The sequence below is a fragment of the Ruegeria sp. CDSA034 genome (assembly GCF_059612275.1).
The window spans coordinates 120,193-139,418 of record NZ_JBXWQH010000010.1 but is presented as its reverse complement, the minus strand read 5'-3'; the positions used below and the strand labels follow the sequence as shown (position 1 = coordinate 139,418).

Annotated in this window: 18 protein-coding genes; 10 read left to right on the top strand and 8 right to left on the bottom strand. The window is 55.3% G+C overall.

Annotation, left to right across the window (positions count from 1 at the left end):
- Positions 1-13: 13 nt before the first annotated feature.
- Positions 14-1,378: a tetratricopeptide repeat protein gene (locus AC2FLJ_RS16285; RefSeq protein WP_282170406.1), complete on the top strand. Its 1,365-nt coding sequence runs from the start codon at positions 14-16 to the stop codon at positions 1,376-1,378.
- Positions 1,379-1,564: 186 nt separating this feature from the next.
- Here the strand turns inward: AC2FLJ_RS16285 and AC2FLJ_RS16280 are convergent, their stop codons facing one another.
- Positions 1,565-2,923 carry an aminotransferase-like domain-containing protein gene (locus AC2FLJ_RS16280; protein ID WP_496706770.1) on the bottom strand — a complete coding sequence of 453 codons (1,359 nt, stop codon included), beginning with the start codon at positions 2,921-2,923 and terminating at the stop codon, positions 1,565-1,567.
- 147 nt (positions 2,924-3,070) lie between these two features.
- On the opposite strand from AC2FLJ_RS16280, the gene AC2FLJ_RS16275 reads away from it, so the two are divergent.
- Positions 3,071-3,952, top strand: a complete 882-nt coding sequence (locus AC2FLJ_RS16275; protein ID WP_496699035.1) for a DMT family transporter — start codon at positions 3,071-3,073, stop codon at positions 3,950-3,952.
- A 107-nt stretch (positions 3,953-4,059) separates the two neighbouring features.
- On the opposite strand, the gene AC2FLJ_RS16270 is transcribed toward AC2FLJ_RS16275, so the two are convergent.
- The gene (locus AC2FLJ_RS16270; protein WP_496699036.1) at positions 4,060-4,926 is read right to left on the bottom strand and encodes a Rossmann-like and DUF2520 domain-containing protein; all 867 of its coding nucleotides are present in this window, start codon (positions 4,924-4,926) and stop codon (positions 4,060-4,062) included.
- Between the two features lie 604 nt (positions 4,927-5,530).
- Here AC2FLJ_RS16270 and AC2FLJ_RS16265 point away from each other — a divergent pair.
- The 3 genes from AC2FLJ_RS16265 to AC2FLJ_RS16255 are packed head-to-tail and all read left to right on the top strand — an operon-like array spanning position 5,531 to position 7,845.
- Entirely contained in the window at positions 5,531-7,105 is a 1,575-nt protein-coding gene (locus tag AC2FLJ_RS16265) for a hypothetical protein (RefSeq protein ID WP_496699038.1), read from the top strand.
- Positions 7,106-7,113: 8 nt separating this feature from the next.
- Positions 7,114-7,494, top strand: a complete 381-nt coding sequence (locus AC2FLJ_RS16260; protein WP_282170402.1) for a hypothetical protein — start codon at positions 7,114-7,116, stop codon at positions 7,492-7,494.
- Positions 7,495-7,530: 36 nt separating this feature from the next.
- Positions 7,531-7,845, top strand: coding sequence for a hypothetical protein (locus AC2FLJ_RS16255; protein ID WP_282170401.1), 315 nt, complete (start codon positions 7,531-7,533; stop codon positions 7,843-7,845).
- Between the two features lie 12 nt (positions 7,846-7,857).
- Here AC2FLJ_RS16255 and AC2FLJ_RS16250 read toward each other — a convergent pair whose 3' ends face one another.
- From AC2FLJ_RS16250 to AC2FLJ_RS16240, 3 genes are all read right to left on the bottom strand, one after another.
- Positions 7,858-9,246, bottom strand: a complete 1,389-nt coding sequence (locus AC2FLJ_RS16250; protein WP_282170400.1) for a hypothetical protein — start codon at positions 9,244-9,246, stop codon at positions 7,858-7,860.
- Positions 9,247-10,198: 952 nt separating this feature from the next.
- A complete protein-coding gene (locus tag AC2FLJ_RS16245; protein WP_282170399.1) occupies positions 10,199-10,879 on the bottom strand; it encodes a DUF1295 domain-containing protein in 681 nt (226 codons plus the stop codon).
- 38 nt (positions 10,880-10,917) lie between these two features.
- Positions 10,918-11,388 (bottom strand): DUF2269 family protein, encoded by a 471-nt coding sequence (locus tag AC2FLJ_RS16240; RefSeq protein ID WP_282170398.1) that lies wholly within the window; start codon positions 11,386-11,388, stop codon positions 10,918-10,920.
- A gap of 95 nt (positions 11,389-11,483) precedes the next feature.
- Here AC2FLJ_RS16240 and AC2FLJ_RS16235 point away from each other — a divergent pair, with 95 nt between their 5' ends.
- Positions 11,484-11,960, top strand: a complete 477-nt coding sequence (locus AC2FLJ_RS16235; protein ID WP_282170397.1) for a TetR/AcrR family transcriptional regulator — start codon at positions 11,484-11,486, stop codon at positions 11,958-11,960.
- Between the two features lie 12 nt (positions 11,961-11,972).
- Here the strand turns inward: AC2FLJ_RS16235 and AC2FLJ_RS16230 are convergent, their stop codons facing one another.
- The 3 genes from AC2FLJ_RS16230 to AC2FLJ_RS16220 all read right to left on the bottom strand — a co-directional run bounded on the left by AC2FLJ_RS16230 (position 11,973) and on the right by AC2FLJ_RS16220 (position 14,202).
- Positions 11,973-12,560, bottom strand: coding sequence for a hypothetical protein (locus AC2FLJ_RS16230; RefSeq protein WP_496706750.1), 588 nt, complete (start codon positions 12,558-12,560; stop codon positions 11,973-11,975).
- A 295-nt stretch (positions 12,561-12,855) separates the two neighbouring features.
- Positions 12,856-13,083 carry a hypothetical protein gene (locus tag AC2FLJ_RS16225; protein ID WP_282170395.1) on the bottom strand — a complete coding sequence of 76 codons (228 nt, stop codon included), beginning with the start codon at positions 13,081-13,083 and terminating at the stop codon, positions 12,856-12,858.
- A gap of 207 nt (positions 13,084-13,290) precedes the next feature.
- Positions 13,291-14,202, bottom strand: a complete 912-nt coding sequence (locus tag AC2FLJ_RS16220) for a LysR family transcriptional regulator (protein ID WP_496699044.1) — start codon at positions 14,200-14,202, stop codon at positions 13,291-13,293.
- A gap of 201 nt (positions 14,203-14,403) precedes the next feature.
- Here AC2FLJ_RS16220 and AC2FLJ_RS16215 point away from each other — a divergent pair, with 201 nt between their 5' ends.
- The 4 genes from AC2FLJ_RS16215 to AC2FLJ_RS16200 all read left to right on the top strand — a co-directional run bounded on the left by AC2FLJ_RS16215 (position 14,404) and on the right by AC2FLJ_RS16200 (position 19,225).
- Positions 14,404-15,228, top strand: coding sequence for a tyrosine-protein phosphatase (locus AC2FLJ_RS16215; RefSeq protein WP_496706748.1), 825 nt, complete (start codon positions 14,404-14,406; stop codon positions 15,226-15,228).
- Positions 15,229-15,977: 749 nt separating this feature from the next.
- Positions 15,978-16,403: a hypothetical protein gene (locus tag AC2FLJ_RS16210; protein WP_496706746.1), complete on the top strand. Its 426-nt coding sequence runs from the start codon at positions 15,978-15,980 to the stop codon at positions 16,401-16,403.
- A gap of 783 nt (positions 16,404-17,186) precedes the next feature.
- A complete protein-coding gene (locus AC2FLJ_RS16205; protein WP_282170389.1) occupies positions 17,187-18,296 on the top strand; it encodes an ABC transporter ATP-binding protein in 1,110 nt (369 codons plus the stop codon).
- Positions 18,296-19,225 (top strand): ABC transporter permease, encoded by a 930-nt coding sequence (locus AC2FLJ_RS16200; RefSeq protein WP_108862424.1) that lies wholly within the window; start codon positions 18,296-18,298, stop codon positions 19,223-19,225. The genes AC2FLJ_RS16205 and AC2FLJ_RS16200 overlap by 1 nt, the downstream gene beginning before the upstream one ends.
- Position 19,226: the final 1 nt, after the last annotated feature.

Here is a 19,226-nt window from a genome sequence, read left to right as displayed (position 1 = left end):
ACTCGCTGAAAATATGAAAGTATTTAGAGACAAGTCACCTCCTCTGAATGAGGGCATTGCGCCTGACGCTGAGGATGTGCGGGCCGCACTTCAACGACTTGTCAGATCCTCGACTTTCGCAAGTTCACAGCGATTGCAGGACTTTCTTGTCTATGTTGTCGAGGAATCCCTTAACGGCAGGGCCGACGAAATACGTGCCAAAACAATCGCCATGGATGTCTATGGCGGGACCATGTCCGAGATGGCACGCAGAGAAAATGTAGTGCGGGTGGACGCTGGTCGCCTGCGTCGCAAGCTGGCCGACTATTATGTCGAAGATGGCCGCGAAGAAGTCACTGTTTTCGATCTGCCAAAAGGCGGATACGCACCTGAGATCTCGATTAGGTCGCCCGGGACGGATCAGCCTGAAGTTTCCGAGAGGGAAACTAAGAGGCACACTTGGCTTCGCCCGTTCGTTGGGATTACAGGGGTTTTCATTTTTATCTGTGTTGCTGCTGCAATTGCGTTAGTGTCGACAAATCGTGGGGTTCCAGTCAACCTGCCAGTCGATGGCCTGAGCCAAGATGAGCGCAGCGCCATTTTTGATGCATCCCCCATGCGGCTTCAGGCCGTTAACCTGGCCAACTCAGGCCGCGATTTGATTTTTCCGGCGTTGGAGCCCGCGCGGCTGAACGGAGCCCTGACAATATTCAAAGGGGCAATCGAAAACGACGACAGCTATTTCGGAGGCCACGCAGGAGCCGCGCAGGTTGCAGCAATGATAGCGTTGGTTTCACCGGACGCCGATCCGACCGGGGACATGCTGCGTTACGCGGACGCACAGGCCAACAGGGCCATTGAATTGGCACCAGAAACGGGGTGGAGCCAATCTGCAAAGGCCTGGGTCGAATTTACCAAGGGAAATTGGCCTGAAGCTACGGAGTTCTCGTACAGGGCACAGCGTTTAGCACCAAACGACGTGCATGTGCTGGAGTTCGTCTCACTGATCTTGTTGTACGCAGGTGAATTCGAAGAAGTCGTGACGATCAGCGAAGATGCGCTGTCGAAAATAGATTTGGACCGGGGTTATGTGTTTCAGAACGCGATGGGGTCTGCAAAGTTTCATCTGAAGGATTTCGAAGGTGCCGTTTCCGCCTTTGAGCAGGTGACCAAAAAGGGCGGCCCCGTCGGCCCTGTGTCTGTGGCTTATCTTTTGGCGGCTCACCAGATGCTGGGTAACGAAAGTGAAGCTCAGGCCTTGGCGGATAAACTCTCGCGTGAGTGGCCTGACAGTCGGGTGGATATTTTGTTTCAGAGATTGTTCGCGGACCGGGCATACGGAGTGGAATTAGGTGAAGCTATGAAACAAGCCAATTGGAAGCCAAAAGTTAACGAATGAAGCTCGTGTCTTGGCTATCGGAGCCATTCCAGTACGAACTGGCCACGGTGGTTGTTTAACCAAACATCGTTTCCAGCTAGGAAGCGTTATAGCTCACTGCCTCATTGCCGCTGGAGTTCGCAGACGGCCCTATCCGGACTTTCACTTTGAGGGGAAGATTATTACCTTTTCTAGAAGTAGGCAGTCCTATTGTGCCTCACTCATCAGATCGCGAAGTAGTTCCGCATGGGTCTTTCTGGTCATCTGGCTTACGTTGAAACGTAGAAACGAGTTCTTGGATTGAGTTGGGCTAAAGACATTTCCAGGCGCCAGAACGACACCTTTCTTGAGAGCTTTTCGCGCTATCGCTGCAGCATCCTGTCCGTCTGGCAGCTCGCACCAAAGATAAAATCCACCTCTGGGTTTCACAAAAGGCCTAATGCCTAACGCTTCTAACTCGTCGGTTGCGCGGGTACGGGCGCGATCCAGTTTAGCCCTGAGCGCCTCCATGTGTTTGCGATAGCTACCGTCAGTGAGCGCCGAATGTAGCAATTCTGTCACCATAGGGCTTGGACCTCCGAAGCTGATCGCAACCTGAAGTTCGGTCAGGGAGACAATCCAGTCAGGACGCGCTGCAATAAATCCACATCGCAACGATGCCGACAGGGTTTTGGAAAAACTTCCAATCGTGAGAACGCGGTTAAGCCCATCCAGGGAAGCCAGTCTTGGCGAAAGATCAGGTTCGAACTCAGAGAAAATGGCATCTTCCACGATTTGCAACTCATACGCTTCGGCCAGAGTCAGTACACGATGCGCAGTCGCCGCAGTTAGTGTCACACCTGTTGGGTTGTGCAATGCTGAATTGGTCAGATAGAGCCGCGGCCGCTCTTTCCTAAGCACGTTTTCAAATTGGGCAAGGTCGGGGCCGTTAGGCGTGTAGGGGACACTGACAATGGTAATCTGGTGTGCTCTCAGAAGGGCCTGAAAGTTGAAATAACATGGATCATCCACCAACACAGTATCGCCAGGCTTGAGTAGCAATCTGCAAATCAAATCCAGCGCCTGCGATCCAGAATTGGTGAGCAAAACGGTATTGGGATCTACCTCTATGGTCTGGTCGCACAGCATTCGAGCCACATGCTGGCGCAGACCGGAATGACCCTGTGCACAGCTGTAATCTGTAAGCACATTGTCGCCTCCACGTGCCACACGGCGCATTGCTCGCCGTAGCGACTCGACAGGCATCCAATCGGCAGGCATCCAGCCACATCCAGGCTTTGCCATGTCCTGGCTGGCGTCTATCGATTGTCGCGCGACCCAAAGCGGATCAATCTCGCGCTCAAGCAGCGGTCCAGTTTGCGAAACCTCGAACGGTTGTACGCGGTCTGACACAAAAAAACCTGAGCCGCGACGAGCAAAGATAACTCCTTCAGCGGCCAAGACATCATAGGCCTCTACCACTGTCGAAGGTGACACGCCCAAGCGAGTTGCAAGGCCCCGGACTGAGGGAAGTTTGTCACCCGCACCAAGTGCCCGCGATCGAATAAGACGCGTGATATGTTCCATCACAAGAGTTCTACGGGTCGCAACGGCCATACTCGATCTCCTCTGTATGGGACCATACAGCAGTACAGTTTTTTCCAATTGTATTGCTTTGTATCTGCGTTTGTCGCGCCACTCCAGCTACAAGGTTCAAAAAAGGACCGTTAATTTATGAACTCCTCGTTTTCTGGCTGGGGCAGCGGACTGCTCGGTGTATTGATCTTCAGTGGGTCACTTCCCGCAACGAGGGTGGCGGTCAGTGGTCTAGACCCGTTCTTCCTGACATCCGCCCGAGCGGTTCTTGCGGCTGTACTTGCGCTTTCCCTGCTGGCCTTTTTCAAAGAAAAGCTACCTTCGCGTGAGAACCTGTTTTCTCTTGTGGTTGTAGCCTTGGGTGTAGTGATCGGCTTTCCGCTTTTAACAGCGCTGGCGCTACAGCACATCACCGCTGCACATTCCATCGTTTTCATTGGCCTCCTGCCGCTAGCCACCGCGACATTCGGCGTTCTGCGCGGCGGAGAACGCCCGACCGCGTTGTTCTGGGTATTCTCGATCCTTGGCAGCTCGGCTGTCGTCGGCTTCGCCCTCAGCCAAAGCGCTGAAGTATCACTCGTCGGGGACCTCTTCATGGTCGCTGCCGTCCTCGCTTGCGGGTTGGGCTATGCGGAGGGTGCACAGATATCGCGCCGCTTCGGTGGATGGCAGGTGATTTCCTGGGCGCTGGTCCTATCCTTACCTTTTATGGCTGCTTTCGCGATTTTGACATGGCCCCCTACATCAAACGGGCTGACCCTGCCGGTCTGGCTCAGTCTAGGCTACGTCTCTATCTTTTCGATGCTGGTCGGTTTTATCTTCTGGTATCGCGGTTTAGCACTAGGCGGCACAGCAGGTGTCGGACAGCTTCAACTTCTCCAGCCGTTCTTCGGCCTGATCCTCGCGGCTCTTTTGCTCGCGGAGCCCGTTGCGCCGTCTATGATCGGGGTAACGATCTTTGTGGTGATTTGCGTAGCCGGGGCAAAGCGTTTCGCCTGGCGGCCCATTCCGGACTCATGATCCAAGATTAAGATATCGCAGTGCACCCATCGAACCTGCCGTTCGCCGCAAGCGCGAGATAAGAGGCTCCAAGAATTCGCACAACCTCAGTTGAATTGTAGGTCAGGCTACGCTTCGGGACCCAACCAATCCTGTGTCTTACCGTCGGCCTTCAATTTCTGAGCGAGCAAGCTCAGCTCTTTGTAGATAATTCCTGCAGCAGGGTGCCAAGCGGCTACATCTTTCGCTTGTTGCGAGACGACAAAGGTGTCGCCTCGTGATGCGGGTCCCGTAAGCGCTCCCAGTGGTCCATAGGCGGCAACATTCTCACAGGTGGCATGAAGCAGCGTGGTGTTCAGTTGCTTTGCAATTTCATCAGGCACTCCTGCGGTAGCCCAGGCTTCACGCGCGATCGCCTGCAAAACCACAGTGAAGTTATTCGAAATCACGGCGGCCGCATGATAGAGGCTTTTGCTATCGGAATTGATATGAAATGGGATTCCACCAATCTCGGTCAGAAAGTCCTTGATAAAATCCAAGGCAGAAACTTCGCCCTCAATGCCACAAAGTGTTCCCTCGAATTGCTGGATCGCGGTTGCCGGCTCTGCGAACGTAAGTACCGGGTGCACGCTGGCCAGTCGCCAGGCTAGCTTCTGAAGCGGCGCCATTTCGTCTGCCGGGAAAAAACCACTGCAGTGAAACGCAACTGGAGGCGTTTCATTGACATCGTGTTGACCAACAACTTTTGCGAGTTCGGTTGCTGCAATTGAAATCTGAGAATCCGGCACCGCCAAAATCCACAGGTCGGCCGGCGCTAAGTCTGCATATTTCTCCACCGCTCTGCCCATTCCCGCAATTTGGGCTGCGTTTTGCGCTGATCTAAATCGAGAACTCAGTATGTCCTGAACCGAATACTTGGATGAGTGTCGCAAAAGGCCGAGGATGGTTTGCCCCACGCGACCGGCACCAACAATATTTACTCTGATTTTTGCCATTCAATGGCCTCCGACCTATACGCTCTTGCTTCCTTAGGGAACATGCTAAGCGACAGACCAATTCATCAACACCAGTTTATCCAAGGCAACAATCAACCGGAGCGACCCATTCCTGCCGTTCGACCTTGGTCACCGTCGCCGGGACGCGACCCGTCAGAGGAGACATTCGCCGCGAGCGCGAAAACGGGGGCCGGTCGAACTCAAAGTCAGCGGACAAAAACGGTCTTTTTTCTCTGGCCAGAGTCCTCGGGCACAACCTCATGAGGCTCAAGAAATTGCTGAGATGGAGGGATAATTTCGTATGAGCGATACCTGAACTGCGACTCCTTGTTCGTCACCTGACCGGACCGTACGCCAACTCGCCGCTGGCTACGCAACGGGCAATTTTTTGCCCGAACACTGCGACCTTCGAGTCTCAGAGTGGTATTCCGGCGAGATGGGTATATCCTAACATCGCAACACTGCATTCTTGTTTTGCGATGTCAGGATATCAAATCCAGAGACGGTGTTGCTACCTCGCTCTGGAACTCAGGCGGCGGTCTGATCAAGCAAGGCAAAGTCTGAAGATTGGCCGTTCCAGGAACGGCGAACACGGAGACAGAAAATGCGGCCAGTGGACAAACATTCTCCTCCCTCAGCGGAAGAGATCCTGCAACTGACCCGCCTCGATCCCATTCCCTCTTATCTTTCGCCTAGCCTTTATCTGCCGGTATTCGAAGCACTCGTCGAACTCAGGTTAAAGGGGATCGACGCCGACTGGAACGTCGTGCTCAATTCCGGCTGGCGGTGCTTGGGTCTGGCCCATGCGGCGCTGCTACTGCATCAGGACCATACAGCCACGCTACGGCGCTCGCTGGCCTTGCAGCAGCTCAGCGACGATTTCACCGACGCGGCCCTCGAGGAATCTTTCAACGATAGGAACCGGGCCGAGTTGATTGCCGAGCTTCAGGCCGCCGGCGAAGAGATCGATCCCTTGGCCGGTATCGATGTCCTAATGGCCGAGATCGAGGCGGACCCGCACTTCGCCGACCTCAGCGGCGAGTTCGACGATATTCGCTCCGAACTGGAGCAGATCCACACCAGTACGTTCGAGGAAACGAGTGCCCTCCTGGATCAGGAGACCGGCGGCCCGCTCCTCGATGAAATAGTCGGGCTTCGCCAAAAGGCCATGCAGACACTGGTTGAGGGGGACGCGATGATCCTCACCGGTCTGTCGCGCGGCCTTGTCGCCGTGGCGCATGCCGGCTTCAACCTGACCGAACGGAGCGACACGGTGATCAGCGCTTTCGTCGCAACCGATTATCTTCCAGCGGCTAATCGCTTGATTGACCGCTTCGCCAAACAACTGCGCGGCCTCCAGATGGAGCTTTTCGTCGCATGCGCCCGCAATGCGCTCGACGAGGCGGCCCAGGCGGCGCTGAACATTGTCGTTGAATCCGAGCGCGCGCTTCCCGCGTTCCTGAGGTCACAAGCCATACTTCGCTACTCCATTGCGGAGCTTCAGAACCTCGGCCGCAACTCCGAATCGGAAGCGCTCGGCCGTCAGGCTGCGCGCGCCGGTGGCCTGACCCGGGAAGCGATTGGCAGCCATGCCGCCGCCGCACGCATCATGCAGGAGATCGCGTCCGGTTTCCGCGCCGAAACGGTCGCGGAGCTTGTCGAAAGGGCATCGAGCACCGCCTTTGACGGCGATCTTCCCGACGGCAAGAACACTGCGCTCAATGCCCTGTCCGACCGGCCGGATGGCGAATTTGTAGAGGTCGAGGGCTTCGTTAATACGATCGAAGTGCTCAACCCTCCGGGCAAATCCCGCGTGAGCCGCGTTGGGCTGATAGATCCGTCGAATGGCGCGACCTTTCCCGCCGTGGTCCTCTTCGCGCATCTACCCCATGCCGGGCTGACGGAAGGCGCCTATGTCCGGCTGAATGGTACGATCCAGTCAAGCTCTGACCTCAATGAGGATGAACCGGCCGTCGAAATTGACCGGCTTGCCCTTGCCGAGCTTGCCAAGGAGAATTGGCGGATCGCATTTTTGCGCACGGCTGAGCCCTGGTATGAGGTCTGGCGCAGCAACGCCAACATGATCTGGTCGATCGGCCCGCACCTCCCGCAGGACGAGCAGGAACCGATTGCCCTCGGTGCGGCTGACCTAATCTACCCGCCCTTCGTTCGAGATTGAGGCCAACTATGTCCTGTGAACTGGAGAAACATCTCGTCGAACTCGCCGATAAGCTCGTTGAGCACTACCACGATCAGATGGAGAAGGGCGATGAACACCTGCAGGATCTTCTGGAGGACATCCCCGGCGCTTGCGAGCATGTCGGCATTCCGAAGCTCAATCATTTGTTTCCGTCGAGTTCCGATGGCGGATACCTGCTCGAAGACCCTCTCCGGCGCGGGTCGAGGCGCGAGCTGAACGGCGAGTGCTTTGACGCGATCCAGGCCTATCGCTGGTTCAGGATGGTCGACGTGTACAAGAGGACGAGCCTTTGGATTAAGGCCAACAGAATGCGCGACCGGTTCAGGGATCGGCTGCAAGAATGCGAGCACGAGAACAAGGAAGCCTGAGCGGTCCCTGCCACGGACACAATACGAGGGAAAGCCATGTCAGACACATGCCAACTCGAGCACCTGCGTGTGGAGATCTACGAGAAATGGATCGGGTTCCATTCCGGCCTTTGGTGGGACTTCCATATGGAAGAGCTAGATCTGAAGCACGAGGTTCATGAGGCCTGCCCGGTCATCGAATTCGAGACCCCGCCCGAATGCGCCGAGGCGCGCGGAAAGCTTCAGCAGCATCGGTTCTGGAAGATGGAGCCGCTTGAGAGAACTATCGATGCGCTGCGCGAGAAGCTCTACGAACACCAGGAAGCGCTGGAAAACTGCGAGCATGAGGCCAAGGCGTTCAAGCTCGCCTGATTTCAACGACACTTAAAGTGCCGGGCGCGACAAGATTTCCTTCGCGACAGCGAGGCCACGAGCGGTAACGGTAGAAGGGCCGGCGAGCCATCCCTCAATGATCTCGCTTGCCGCCTTGTGCCGGTCCGGCTGGCTGCGCTGCGCTGCGAGCATGCCGATGACCCAGTGATTGTGGGCAATGCGCGTTTCGCGTGCAATGGGCTGGATGTCCGGGTCGGCCTCGGCGAAGAGCGGCAGCGCTTCGGTTAGGTCGCTCGGTGTGGAAAGCAGCGTGTTGTCGACCGGCGGCTCGCCATTGTCAGACCACCAGCGCCGCGCATCCTCGGGCCGGTACCCGAACTCCTCCCTGAACTTGCTCGCGAATGGGCTGACGAACGGCCAGTCGCCGCCGGCCATGATCCGCTCCACGATCTCGATCGTCGTCGCCCGATCGCCCCGCGCCTCCGGGTCATAGAGGACGCGATCTTTAACCGCCGCATGGATCGGGCTCGTCGCGTCGGTGGTTAGTTCCGTTTCGGGCGCAAGGCCGAGCGCCGCGACCGGCAGCAGCGGCGGCGCGCCGAGGCCGAGGCAGTGGAGCCGGTCGAACGCGCCGCCGGCATCTCTCGCCCCGTCCGAGAGACCGCGCACGACCTGGGCAAGGCGCACATAACGCCGTGGCGCCGGGCGAGCGAGCTTCAGGCTTGCCGTCCCCATGACGTAGAAATCCGTGGCTGTCGGGTCACTTGCAAAGCTCGCCACGCTGAGCGCGACATTCCTAACGCCCGCCCCCATCGCCTCCTGCCCAGCCGCGCGCGCGGTGTTGTAATCGACCGCGCCGAGCACCGCATAGATGAGGCGCCCCGCCACGGCCGGATCCTCCGCGACCCGCCGCCAGAGCCGAATGCTTCGCCGGGCAAGCGTCCGATATCGGTCGACACTCCACCTCGTGATTTCGCGCTCGATACCGAGCGCCATCAGGCAGGCCGTCCCGAAATCCTCATTGGCGATGAGGTCGGTCGGGTCCATGGAAAGCTGCGCCGCAAGCAGCGCGTCGTGGTCACGCATCTCGGATTGCGCCTCGGCCGCATCGGTCACCGAGTCGGCGAGCGCCGATGCCCGGTCGCGGAGGGCATCGGGGACATCGCGCCCGCGCGGGATGCGCCCGACCGTCCGCCGGATCTCCTTGACCTCATCGCGAACAAGCGCCGCCTCGTGCCCGAATCCGGCGGTGACCTCGCCAATCAGTTCGATCGTGCCATTGTCGGCAAAGAGTGGCAGGCCCATGGCGCGGACCTCCGCCGCGTCCTGAAGTGCCGCTGGCGTGATCCGGTGGCTCGAAAGGAGATAGCCATGCGCCTCGGCGCCGGCCTCGGCGAACGCCTTGAGCGTGTCGCGCCGGAGATTAGATATGAAGCGCATCGGCCCGCATCCTTACGGCAGCTAAAGATAGAATACACGATTTCGCTAAGTCATAGAAATTGTTAACGCCCTATTCCACGCCCAGATTGTTAATCAGACACGGTTCTGGGGGGGGGATGATAGATTGAATCTCTTGCCTGGCGTAGAGAATAACTGTTCAGACAATCCCTCTTACCAGACAGTACGCGCTCTACGTTCCTACGGAGTCTGATAATGCAGACCGATCAGGTTTGGCTGGTGGATTAGCGGCAGCTTCAATAACCCTAGATCTCAGCGCCTTTGTCAAAATCGGGTGTTTCCACCGGTGAAGCCGATACCACTTGCCTTCGCAAGAATGGCAAGCGAAGCCATAAGCATAATTTTCCATCTTGATCGCATGCGAGCAACAACAACATGCGACGCAAGATGACACAGTTCAGCAACATCGGGTGCTGAAGTGTCAAAGTCCCTAGGTCATGACCCCCATGTCAAAAAACGGCCGTTTTTAAGCATTGTCGGGCTGTATACTGAAAGCCCTGCAAAACCTTGTGCCACAAACCCTTGGCACCCCCCTTTTGGTTTTTTTCACATTTTTGGCCGTAGTCCGAAGAGCGGACATTGATGCGATGCGCGGCATTGGTCGAAATGGGCTCTCTGCTGCCATTCTTTGCGACGCGCCTCCGCGCGAAGAAAGCCGTTACCAACCGTTGATCACAATTCGGTTTTTCGCTCATGCTGCATGTCGCGAACCACGCAAACCGGATCTTCCCTAAGTGGAACGCAGATTGCGGTGCCGCGGGACAGTGTGACCTTTGGCTGCGACTATATCAAGGGCCGCTTTCCGATCGGACTGTCAATATCGGTCGTTTTAGCCAACGAATACGCACGTTAGGTTGCCAGTGCCGTCGACCATGCGTCCAATCCGTTTGCAGTCTTTATCTCCCTTTTTCAGGTGCTTGCGCCAACCGCCCACTTAATAGAGGAACGGCACGAATTTCGCGGTTTTTCCGGCATAGGCATTGAATTCCTTGCCATAGCGATCCGCCAGATACTCGTCGAGTGGCGGGATATGGTAAAAGATGAACAGATAGGTCATCAGCGCCGGGATTGAGAACGCCCAGATTGAGGCCGTCAGGATCGCCCAGCCGGTGAACAGGATGCTGTCGCCCAGGTAGTTGATGTGCATTGAATAGGCGAAGAGGCCATCTGTGTAACACCGCCCCTTGGAGTCCGGTAGCTTCTTCCACGCACGGCGTTGCAGTTCGGAGCCTGTGTTCAGATATGAGCCGATCAGAAGTAGCGCGATCCCGATCCAATCCCATGGACCAAACGGTGTGGCTTGACCGGAAAGAAAGCCAGTTCCGAGCAGCAAGAAGCCGATTTCGAAGATAGCGATGAAGACGGTCAGCCCCAATCCTTCGGACAGTTCGACCTTGCGCTGCAGCAGTACGAACAGGGTGATCATGTGGCGCAACCAATAGAGTACTGCCGCCCCTGCCAGCAGTTTGCCTCGGGTAGGATCGGCCCATTCGAAACCCCCGAAAGCCAACCAGAGGCAGACCGCCACAATGGTGCTGTGCAGAAGGGCAAAGATCAGTTTGATCCCGAACGAGCGATCATGTGCGCGGTCCACGCCGCCGTATTTGGTTATCATCAATCTATCCCTAGTCTCGTAGCAATCATGGGCGCGTCTTAGAACGGTTTGAACACCATCAAAACAAGCCTGGTGATGCTCATGATGAATGCGGCACCACCGATCGGTGAGTCTTTCTTGAACGTGGTTTCATAGCTCTCGGACAGCACCGAAACGCCCTTGTGGGTGGCGGCGACCGCTGTGTCATGCAGTTGTCGTTCGATTCGGTCCCCGATCAGAAATGCCAGAAGCAGAGCGAGCCAGAGGGCAATTGAGACCACAATCCAACCGGTCCACCAGTCATAACTCAGCAGCAGCATCATCCACAGGCCCGAGGCCGGGATGATGAGAAGCGATGGCCCCATGAAGATCCTGTTGATCCGCGTCAAAACCCGTAAATGGGCGGCTGCCTCTACCTGGGTCGCGGCGCGGGCATGGGCGTGGATCACGCCGTTGATGATGGTCGCCCCCACCGTGATGAGTGCGGCAAGCAAATGGGTCAGTTTCAAGGAAAGGAAAATATCTGGCATGGTGCTCATCCCTTTTAGACCACTTGGACTATTTAATATTTGTGGACCCCACCTTCAATCCGTGTCAATCGTAATTGGACCACATGGACGAAAAAATGCCGAAAATTGTTGATCATGACGCCCACAGCCAGGATCTGGCGCAACGGGCGGCCAAATACTTCTCGGATCACGGTTATGCCGGGACCAGCATGCGCAAGGTTGCGGCCTATCTGGGTGTTTCGAAAAGCGCGCTTTATCACTACTTTCCGACCAAGGAAGACCTGTTCCTGGCCTGCACCAAACAGGTTATGGCTGCGTTTGATACGGATATTGTCGACCCGGACCTTTCCGAGGAAGAAAACCTGGCGCGCCTGACAGATGTCCTACGTCGGAACTTTGCTATGGAGATGGCGCTGACCTTCGAGTATCTGCGCGGCAAAAGCCCAGCCGAGGTTGCCGGGGACGAGGCTATGCTGGTCGCCATGGATGCCTATCGCACAGTGGCCGCGCGCATTGTCGGAGAAAAGCGAGCCGAAGATGCCTTGGCCCGCTTGTTCGGCGTTTTGATGCTGGACTACATGTCCGGGCGGTAACGACACACATGCCTATTCCGGCTGGTAAGGCTCCTCGCGCAACACATGGCTAACCAGGATCTTGAAGAACAGGATCGGCAGGAACCATTCTAGATAGGGTGGGCTGTCAAACACATAAAGCGACAAAAGCAGAGCGGCCGCGTAAAGTGTCGCTGCCACCGGGCGTCGCAGATAAAGCGGCGATTTGAGGATGATGACACTGGATGCCATTAGCATCCCATACACCCCGGCGACCCACAAAACGTCAAAACCCTGAAAAGCCCAACTGAAGACCACGATCTGAAGCAAGTGAATCGCAATGAAACTCATGTGCTGCTTGAAGCCCTCACCCTCGCGGAAGAACCAGCGCTTTGCTGCTGAAGTCGCGTTTGTGATCACCCCACCGACCATGTCCACGGCCAGAAGCGCGATGATCACAAACTGCCAGATCGACCAGTCAAACTGTGCATAGAGCCCGACACCGACAACGCCAGTCGCGAACAGAAACGGCGGATAGAGTTGAATGTTTTTTTCGGCCTTGGTGGCACCGGGGCCAATGAACTTGTCGATTGCACCCCAGATGCCGGGACGGAATGCGGGTAATTCCCAATTAATTGTCATGATGTGACCTTCCGAAAGATGGTTTCCGGAGGTCGAATACGGTCATCGGAAGGCCGTGTCAATTTTTTTAGTCCAATTGGACTATTAAGGAAATTAATAGAATTGCCAGATCGAATTTACATCCGAGCTAAAGGTCCGTTTCTAACACATTGCGACGCTTCGGGCTAAGTGCATCAGTCAATATGATGGGCTCACAGCGGATGTTGTCGGATCGACGCGTGGCCCGCGCGGACGGGTTCCGAACTCTTGGATTGCCCAGCTCGCGTTAGCCCGTCAGATCTGTTTGGACTACTAGTCAACCGCCGACATACACACCCGACTTAGGCCGATAGAATATCTTCTGATCGTGCAGCCGCCCAAGCAGATCCTGAATTCGGTGCAAGCTGTCATTCCGTTCTTTCTTTTCGTCTTCGCTTTCACCAGGGGCTCCAACCGACAATGAGGTTAGTGCGCGCCGCAGGGATACTTCAATCAGATCGATGTCCTCGACTGAGAGTTCGAACAAATCGTTGTATTGGGGCATTCTGGTTACTCCTACCCGGGCGTGGGTTTCCAGAGTGCATCACGTTCCAAAGTAAATCCACCCTTGCATGATGCGGTGCTCAAGGTGGTTCTCAGAACTTTTTGGTTACTGGCCAACCGTAATGATCGCCGTACATTTGGCTTAAATGACAGTGTTTTTAAGCCGACAAACAGTGAATTCGCTGCGTTTGCCCGAATGTTGGCTATGCTAACGCCTGCCAACCTGATGATCGCCAATCCAGGCGCGCTGATCCCAGGTTGTGATTTCACTCGTCAACCACCTCATCACAGGCCCTTGGTCGGTCGCGTTTATTTTGAGGAAATCCACCGTCCTCAGGATCGCGTTCTGTGCGAATTCGTACTCCAAAACCTTTAACTCGCCGCGCAGGACTTCTCGCTCCACCGAAACGACCGGCAACTCTGCCCAGCCCAAGCCACCCATCACAAGCGCTTTTCTAGTGATCGGGGTACTTGAGGTCCAAATGTCCGGGCTGAAAATGCGGTCTCCAGCGATTGAAGCGACTGAACTCGGTTCCACCGCTTGACGGTATTGCGACAGGTCTTTCCGCCCCACGGTCGCCAGTTTAGCCAGCGGGTGGTCAGAGTGACACACGGGCACGACCCTCTGAAACCCGACGCCGAGGCATCTGTAGCTTTGAGCCTCCTTGGGTGCCTCACATACAAAAGCAGCGTCCGCATCACCTAACTGAACTGCCTTGAGAACAGAAGCCCTCGAAAGCTGCTCCACACGGAGCTCTAAGCTTGGGAACCTATCGGCTGTGCCAGTTAACAGGCTTCGAACACGATCCACCAACAACCCATCTTCGACAAAGAAGGAAAACCTGGGCTCAATAGATCCGCTCAGCGCTTCGGCTTGCCCTCGGAGCATGTCCATGCTGCTCAATACCGACCTTGCGTGCTTCAGTAATGACTCACCGGCATCCGTTAACACGGGTCGATAGCCATCTCTGTGGAATAGCGACAGATCCAGATCGATTTCCAGATTGGAGATCGTCGCGCTGACGGCAGATTGTGCTTTGCCCAGTTTTCGCGCGGCGGCAGAGAACGAACCACACTCAACTGCGGTGACAAAAGCGCGTAACTGCTCGATCTCGGGCATTCGTAACTCCATCGGTAAACCATATGGACTTTAACTTTCTATATCTATCCTTCCTCTGATTAAAGAGCGTCTGATCAAGAGATTTCTGCTTTGAGGACACACGGTATGAAAGCGCACTCCCCATTGAGCTTGGCAGCGGTAATTGCGTGCACATTCACTGTCGGCACAGCGACCGCGCAAACGACAGCCTGCAGTACTGCTTTGGACATTGATCTGCCATCGGAGTGCAAAGACGTGACAGTTAGTCATCCGATCGACGGGCTTGAGAATTTTCGTGAACTCACGACACCTGATGCGGGGATCAAGCCCGGTGTGCTCTTTCGCTCGGATCAGTTGGACGGCCTTTCCGATGCCGCCATTGCCGAGCTGAATGGCCTCGCTATCGAGACCATTGTTGATTTGCGCACCCCGGAAGAACTGGAAACGCACCCAAACGCGCAGATTCCTTCGGTGGATTTCAACGTCAATCTGCCCATTGGCTCAGATCCAGCCGACATCGCCAAGATCATGCCCATCGAGATCGCGTCTCAAATCCGCCCTATGTGGTTTGAAGGCAAGTTCGATGAGATCGACCAGTTGCTTGCGGATCACGATGTCGACTTGCGCCAGATCAGGATTGACCGTTACCGGGATTTTGCGACCAAGTTTGATCCGAAAGTGTCCCGGTTCCTGCATCTGCTCACCGATGCGAACAACTTTCCGATGCTATTTCACTGCGCAGGCGGAAAGGACCGTACGGGATACATGGCGGCCGTCACCATGTTGACTTTAGGCTATTCCGAAGAGGATGCCGTGCGCGACTACCTGACCACCAATGCCTTCACCTACGACGAGCTCGAGCAACTGGTTGGCAAGGGCCCACACTCGCTGCGTCCGGCCTTCGGAGCGCATCCGGAACAAATCAAAGCCTCCCTTCAGGCGGTCAAGGATGCTCATGGTTCTTTTGACACTTATCGCCGCGATATTCTCGGCATTAGTGATGAAGAAGTGGAGTCGATTAGGCAAAACCTGCTTTTGCAGGACTGAGGCGCTGACAAAAGGATGAAATAGTTACAAAGGGTGGCCGCTCAATTTCTTCTCGCGGCGCGCAGCGTGGACCAATTGGCGGGGTGCGCCCGAAGTTCTTGACGACTTCAAGCTTGGGCATAGCGTGGTGGTAGCCGATGACGCCGGCAGCATTTCTCTCTCACCGGGCACCCTAACAAGAACTGACGCGAAACCTCAATCAGGCAATTGACGAACGGTTTGGTCTGTATGGCGGCAGCAAGTTTTATCATATCGCAGTCATTGTTGGCGGCTGCATGCTGGCCCCGCCAGGTGCACCGATCTTACTGAGCCCAAAGTCAGCCCTGATTGCCGAAGTTTCTATCTGGGATGATGCGCCAGACCATAAGCTGACCGATCAACCCAAACAATTCACAGTGCTTGAATAAACAACGCTGGCGTCCTTCATTGCAGGTTCAGCTCATATGCGCACGAAGCGGGAGCAGTTAGATGGCCTATCCGAAAACCCAGCTCAACAGATCGAAGCATGGCTTGTTCGGCAGCAAGAAGAAAATGCCTGGCTCAGTAGTCGCGGGATGGAAGGTCAGCCAGAACATCTGGAAGCGTCTTGGAACGATAAGAAGATGTTCGGCTCGCCAATAGCCGACATTCGGCACCCTGCGGCGTCAGTTGCTTCCGGGCTCGCAGCTGGCCTCGGAGCGAGCCCAGCATTGCCCCTACCACTTCTGTGTTAATCCAACTGACGATCCAAAGGACATCTGGCAAACTGCTTGTCGCTGCATCGCGACTTCACTGAACCAGTCGTCGTACATCGCGAAACATTTTTGGTACGTCCCAAGAACTATAAAGAATGTATTACGCAAATTTTGGACGCTCTGGAACGCATTGGGGCCCGAGAGGAATTGGCTCAACCAACCCTATCCACAGTAGAAACCGACGATGGGCTACTCCGTTCGTTAATCCCTCACCTTGCAGGAAACAAAAACGATCTTCTTCTTTTGTTTTTTGACCGCCTGAACGAGCGTGGGAAGGCGAAGTTAGGCACATTGAAAACTATTGAGGGTCAAGACGTCTGCGCCGAACATGTATTGAATCTGCTTCTTGATGGTCTTCTAGGTGATGAACATCTCAGCAAAATGGTAGATGAGCTTTGGCCTTGCGCGAATTCAGACCAGTTTATTCAAGCGCGGTTATAGGGCCTGTATCACCAGATATGTGACGAATTGATTGATAGCATGGCGGCCGAAGGGAACGGCGTAGTCAAAGCTGATCGTTTTCATCAGTCCTAGAAATTTGAACCTTTAGTACCCAGGACATCAATTGAGGTGACGGCTAACCTGATCGAACAGGAACATCGGTTCATAATACGTCGTATTCGGCACATGTGCGGGTTCAAATTGTTTAATTTCACCTCGGCTACTCTGGAAGGCATCGAGGTCTCCAATATGCTCCGGAAGTGGCAATTCCAGAGCACAGTGACGTCTGGATATCTGCTATTTGCCGCGATCGCAGAATAGGTGCGACTAGTAAGTCGCCGCCTCAGACCGCTTTAGAAGTTTGCGACACATCCTGTCGCAGTGCATGATTTTGCAGCGGTGGCAGTGGTTCAGTCCATTAAGCTAAATGCAAAATGTTCTGGAAGCTCCCGAGTCAGTCTGGTCGAAATACTCTACACTTGGGTTTGGGAAATTTTCCACCAATAAGAAGAGTAACACGCTAACAAGAAACAACACAGTGACAGCTTCGATGGAAGTAAGAATGCCAACCAGTTTTTTCACACTGGTCCTCCGAAAGGCGTAGGTAAACAGCAAGGAACTACGTTTCGCCGTTTTCTTGGCGTTAATAAAGCGCAAAGATGCACCATAATATACTGATTAATAAGTGCAAAAATTAAACATTAGGCTAATCCTAATGTTTGGTGAGGAAGTCAGTTATTAGAAGGATCGCGCTGCCCGTATATACCTGAGTGGAATTTCGCAATGCTCGGGGAGGCGCAATTGTCTGACAAGGTAAATATCGCGATCGACGTGCGGGATGCAGTAAAACGCTACGGCGATTTTACGGCGCTTAAGACGATCTCGCTGTCGATCATGGACAATGAGTTCTTTACACTCCTTGGCCCGTCCGGGTGCGGCAAGACAACTCTGCTGCGAATGATCGCCGGTTTCGAGGCCGTAACCGAAGGTGCCATCTACCTCTATGGAGATGAGATCGAGAACCTGCCGCCCAACAAACGCCCAGTTAATACAGTTTTCCAGAACTATGCGCTGTTTCCGCATATGACCATTCTGGATAACGTGGCGTTCGGATTGGAAATGCGGGGCAAGTCGAAATCCGAGGCCCGAAAAAAATCAGGTGAGATGCTGGAGCTGGTGCAGCTTTCCCAGTTCTCGGCACGTAAGCCCAGCCAGTTGTCGGGTGGTCAGCAGCAGCGTGTAGCGCTTGCCCGGGCCCTGGCACCGCAGCCCAAGGTTCTGTTGCTGGATGAACCATTATCTGCGCTGGACCTAAAACTGCGCAAGGCGATGCAACTGGAGCTGAAGCACCTGCAGCGCGAAACCGGGATCACCTTTATCTTTGTCACCCACGATCAGGAAGAGGCCCTGACAATGTCTGACAGGATCGCGGTCATGTCGGCAGGCGAGTTGCAGCAGCTGGGTGCACCGACCGATATCTATGAGCGTCCGCACAACATGTTCGTGGCGGATTTTATCGGCGAAACAAACCTTTTGGAGGTCTCCGTCGATGGTATTGATAACGGCCGCGCAACCTGTCATCTGGGCGGTGGGCATGAGTTGACTTGCAACGCCGTCGACGGGGTTGGCGTTGGGTCCAAGGTCCACATGTCGATCCGCCCCGAACGTCTGTATATGTCCGCCGAGCCGGTTGAGACCGAAGGCCTGCACGGGCGCGTCAAAGACAACATCTTTGTCGGCACCGACATCACCACAATAGTGCATCTGGACGAGGGTCCTGATTTTGTCGTGCGCACTTCGAATTCAGATCGCGGCAACAAGCGTATCTTCGAGCCGGGCGCCGAAATGTTTGTCAACATGGAGCTGGGGGCCGCGCGCCTCCTGGTGGACTGATGGCAGCGGGTGCAGCAAGCGGCGGCAGCGCAACGACAGACACATACAAAGAGGCCCGTACATGGCTGTTGTTGCCTGCATGGGTGACACTGTCCATTCTGGTGCTGGCCCCAGTTCTCATGATGCTGATCTACTCTTTCCTGACGAAAGAATTCCGCGGGGGTGTGATCTGGGAATTCTCTCTGGCTGCCTACGATCAATTCTTCTTTGATCGCGGCTTGTTCGGGGACGAGCCCCCCAAGATTGAGTGGACCTATATCACTATTTTCTGGCGCTCGATCTGGCAGGCGGCGGCGGCGACGCTGCTGAGCCTCGCGATCGGGTTTCCGACCGCCTATTTCATTGCGACCCGGTCCGAGAACATGCGTCCGGTCTGGGTATTCCTGATCACCATCCCGTATTGGGTGAACCTGTTGATCCGGACCGTGTCGATGAAATTCTTGCTGCGGGATCAGGGGCCGCTCAATGATTTTCTGATGAATATCGGCCTAATCGACAGCCCCCTGCACATTGTGAATACGAACTTCGCGGTGCAGCTGGGCCTGTTCTATTCGTACCTGCCCTTCATGGTATTGCCGATTTATGCGGCGGTCGAACGCTACAACTTTGCCCTGTCCGAGGCAGCGGCGGACCTTTACGCGTCGAAATGGACGACGCTGCGACGGATCTTGCTTCCTGCGGTCAAACCTGGCGTGTTTGCGGGCTGCATTCTGGTCTTTGTCCCCTCGATGGGATCGTTCCTTGCACCCGACCTGTTAGGTGGCGCCAAGAACTTCATGATCGGTTCGCTGATTGAAGAACAGTTCAAGGGCAATGCTGGCAACTGGCCGTTCGGAGCGGCGGCATCGATGGTCCTGCTGACGATGGTGCTGATCATTCTGATGTTCTCGGCCCGGCAACAAGCCAAAGCCGACAAGGCGGGGGGCTGAT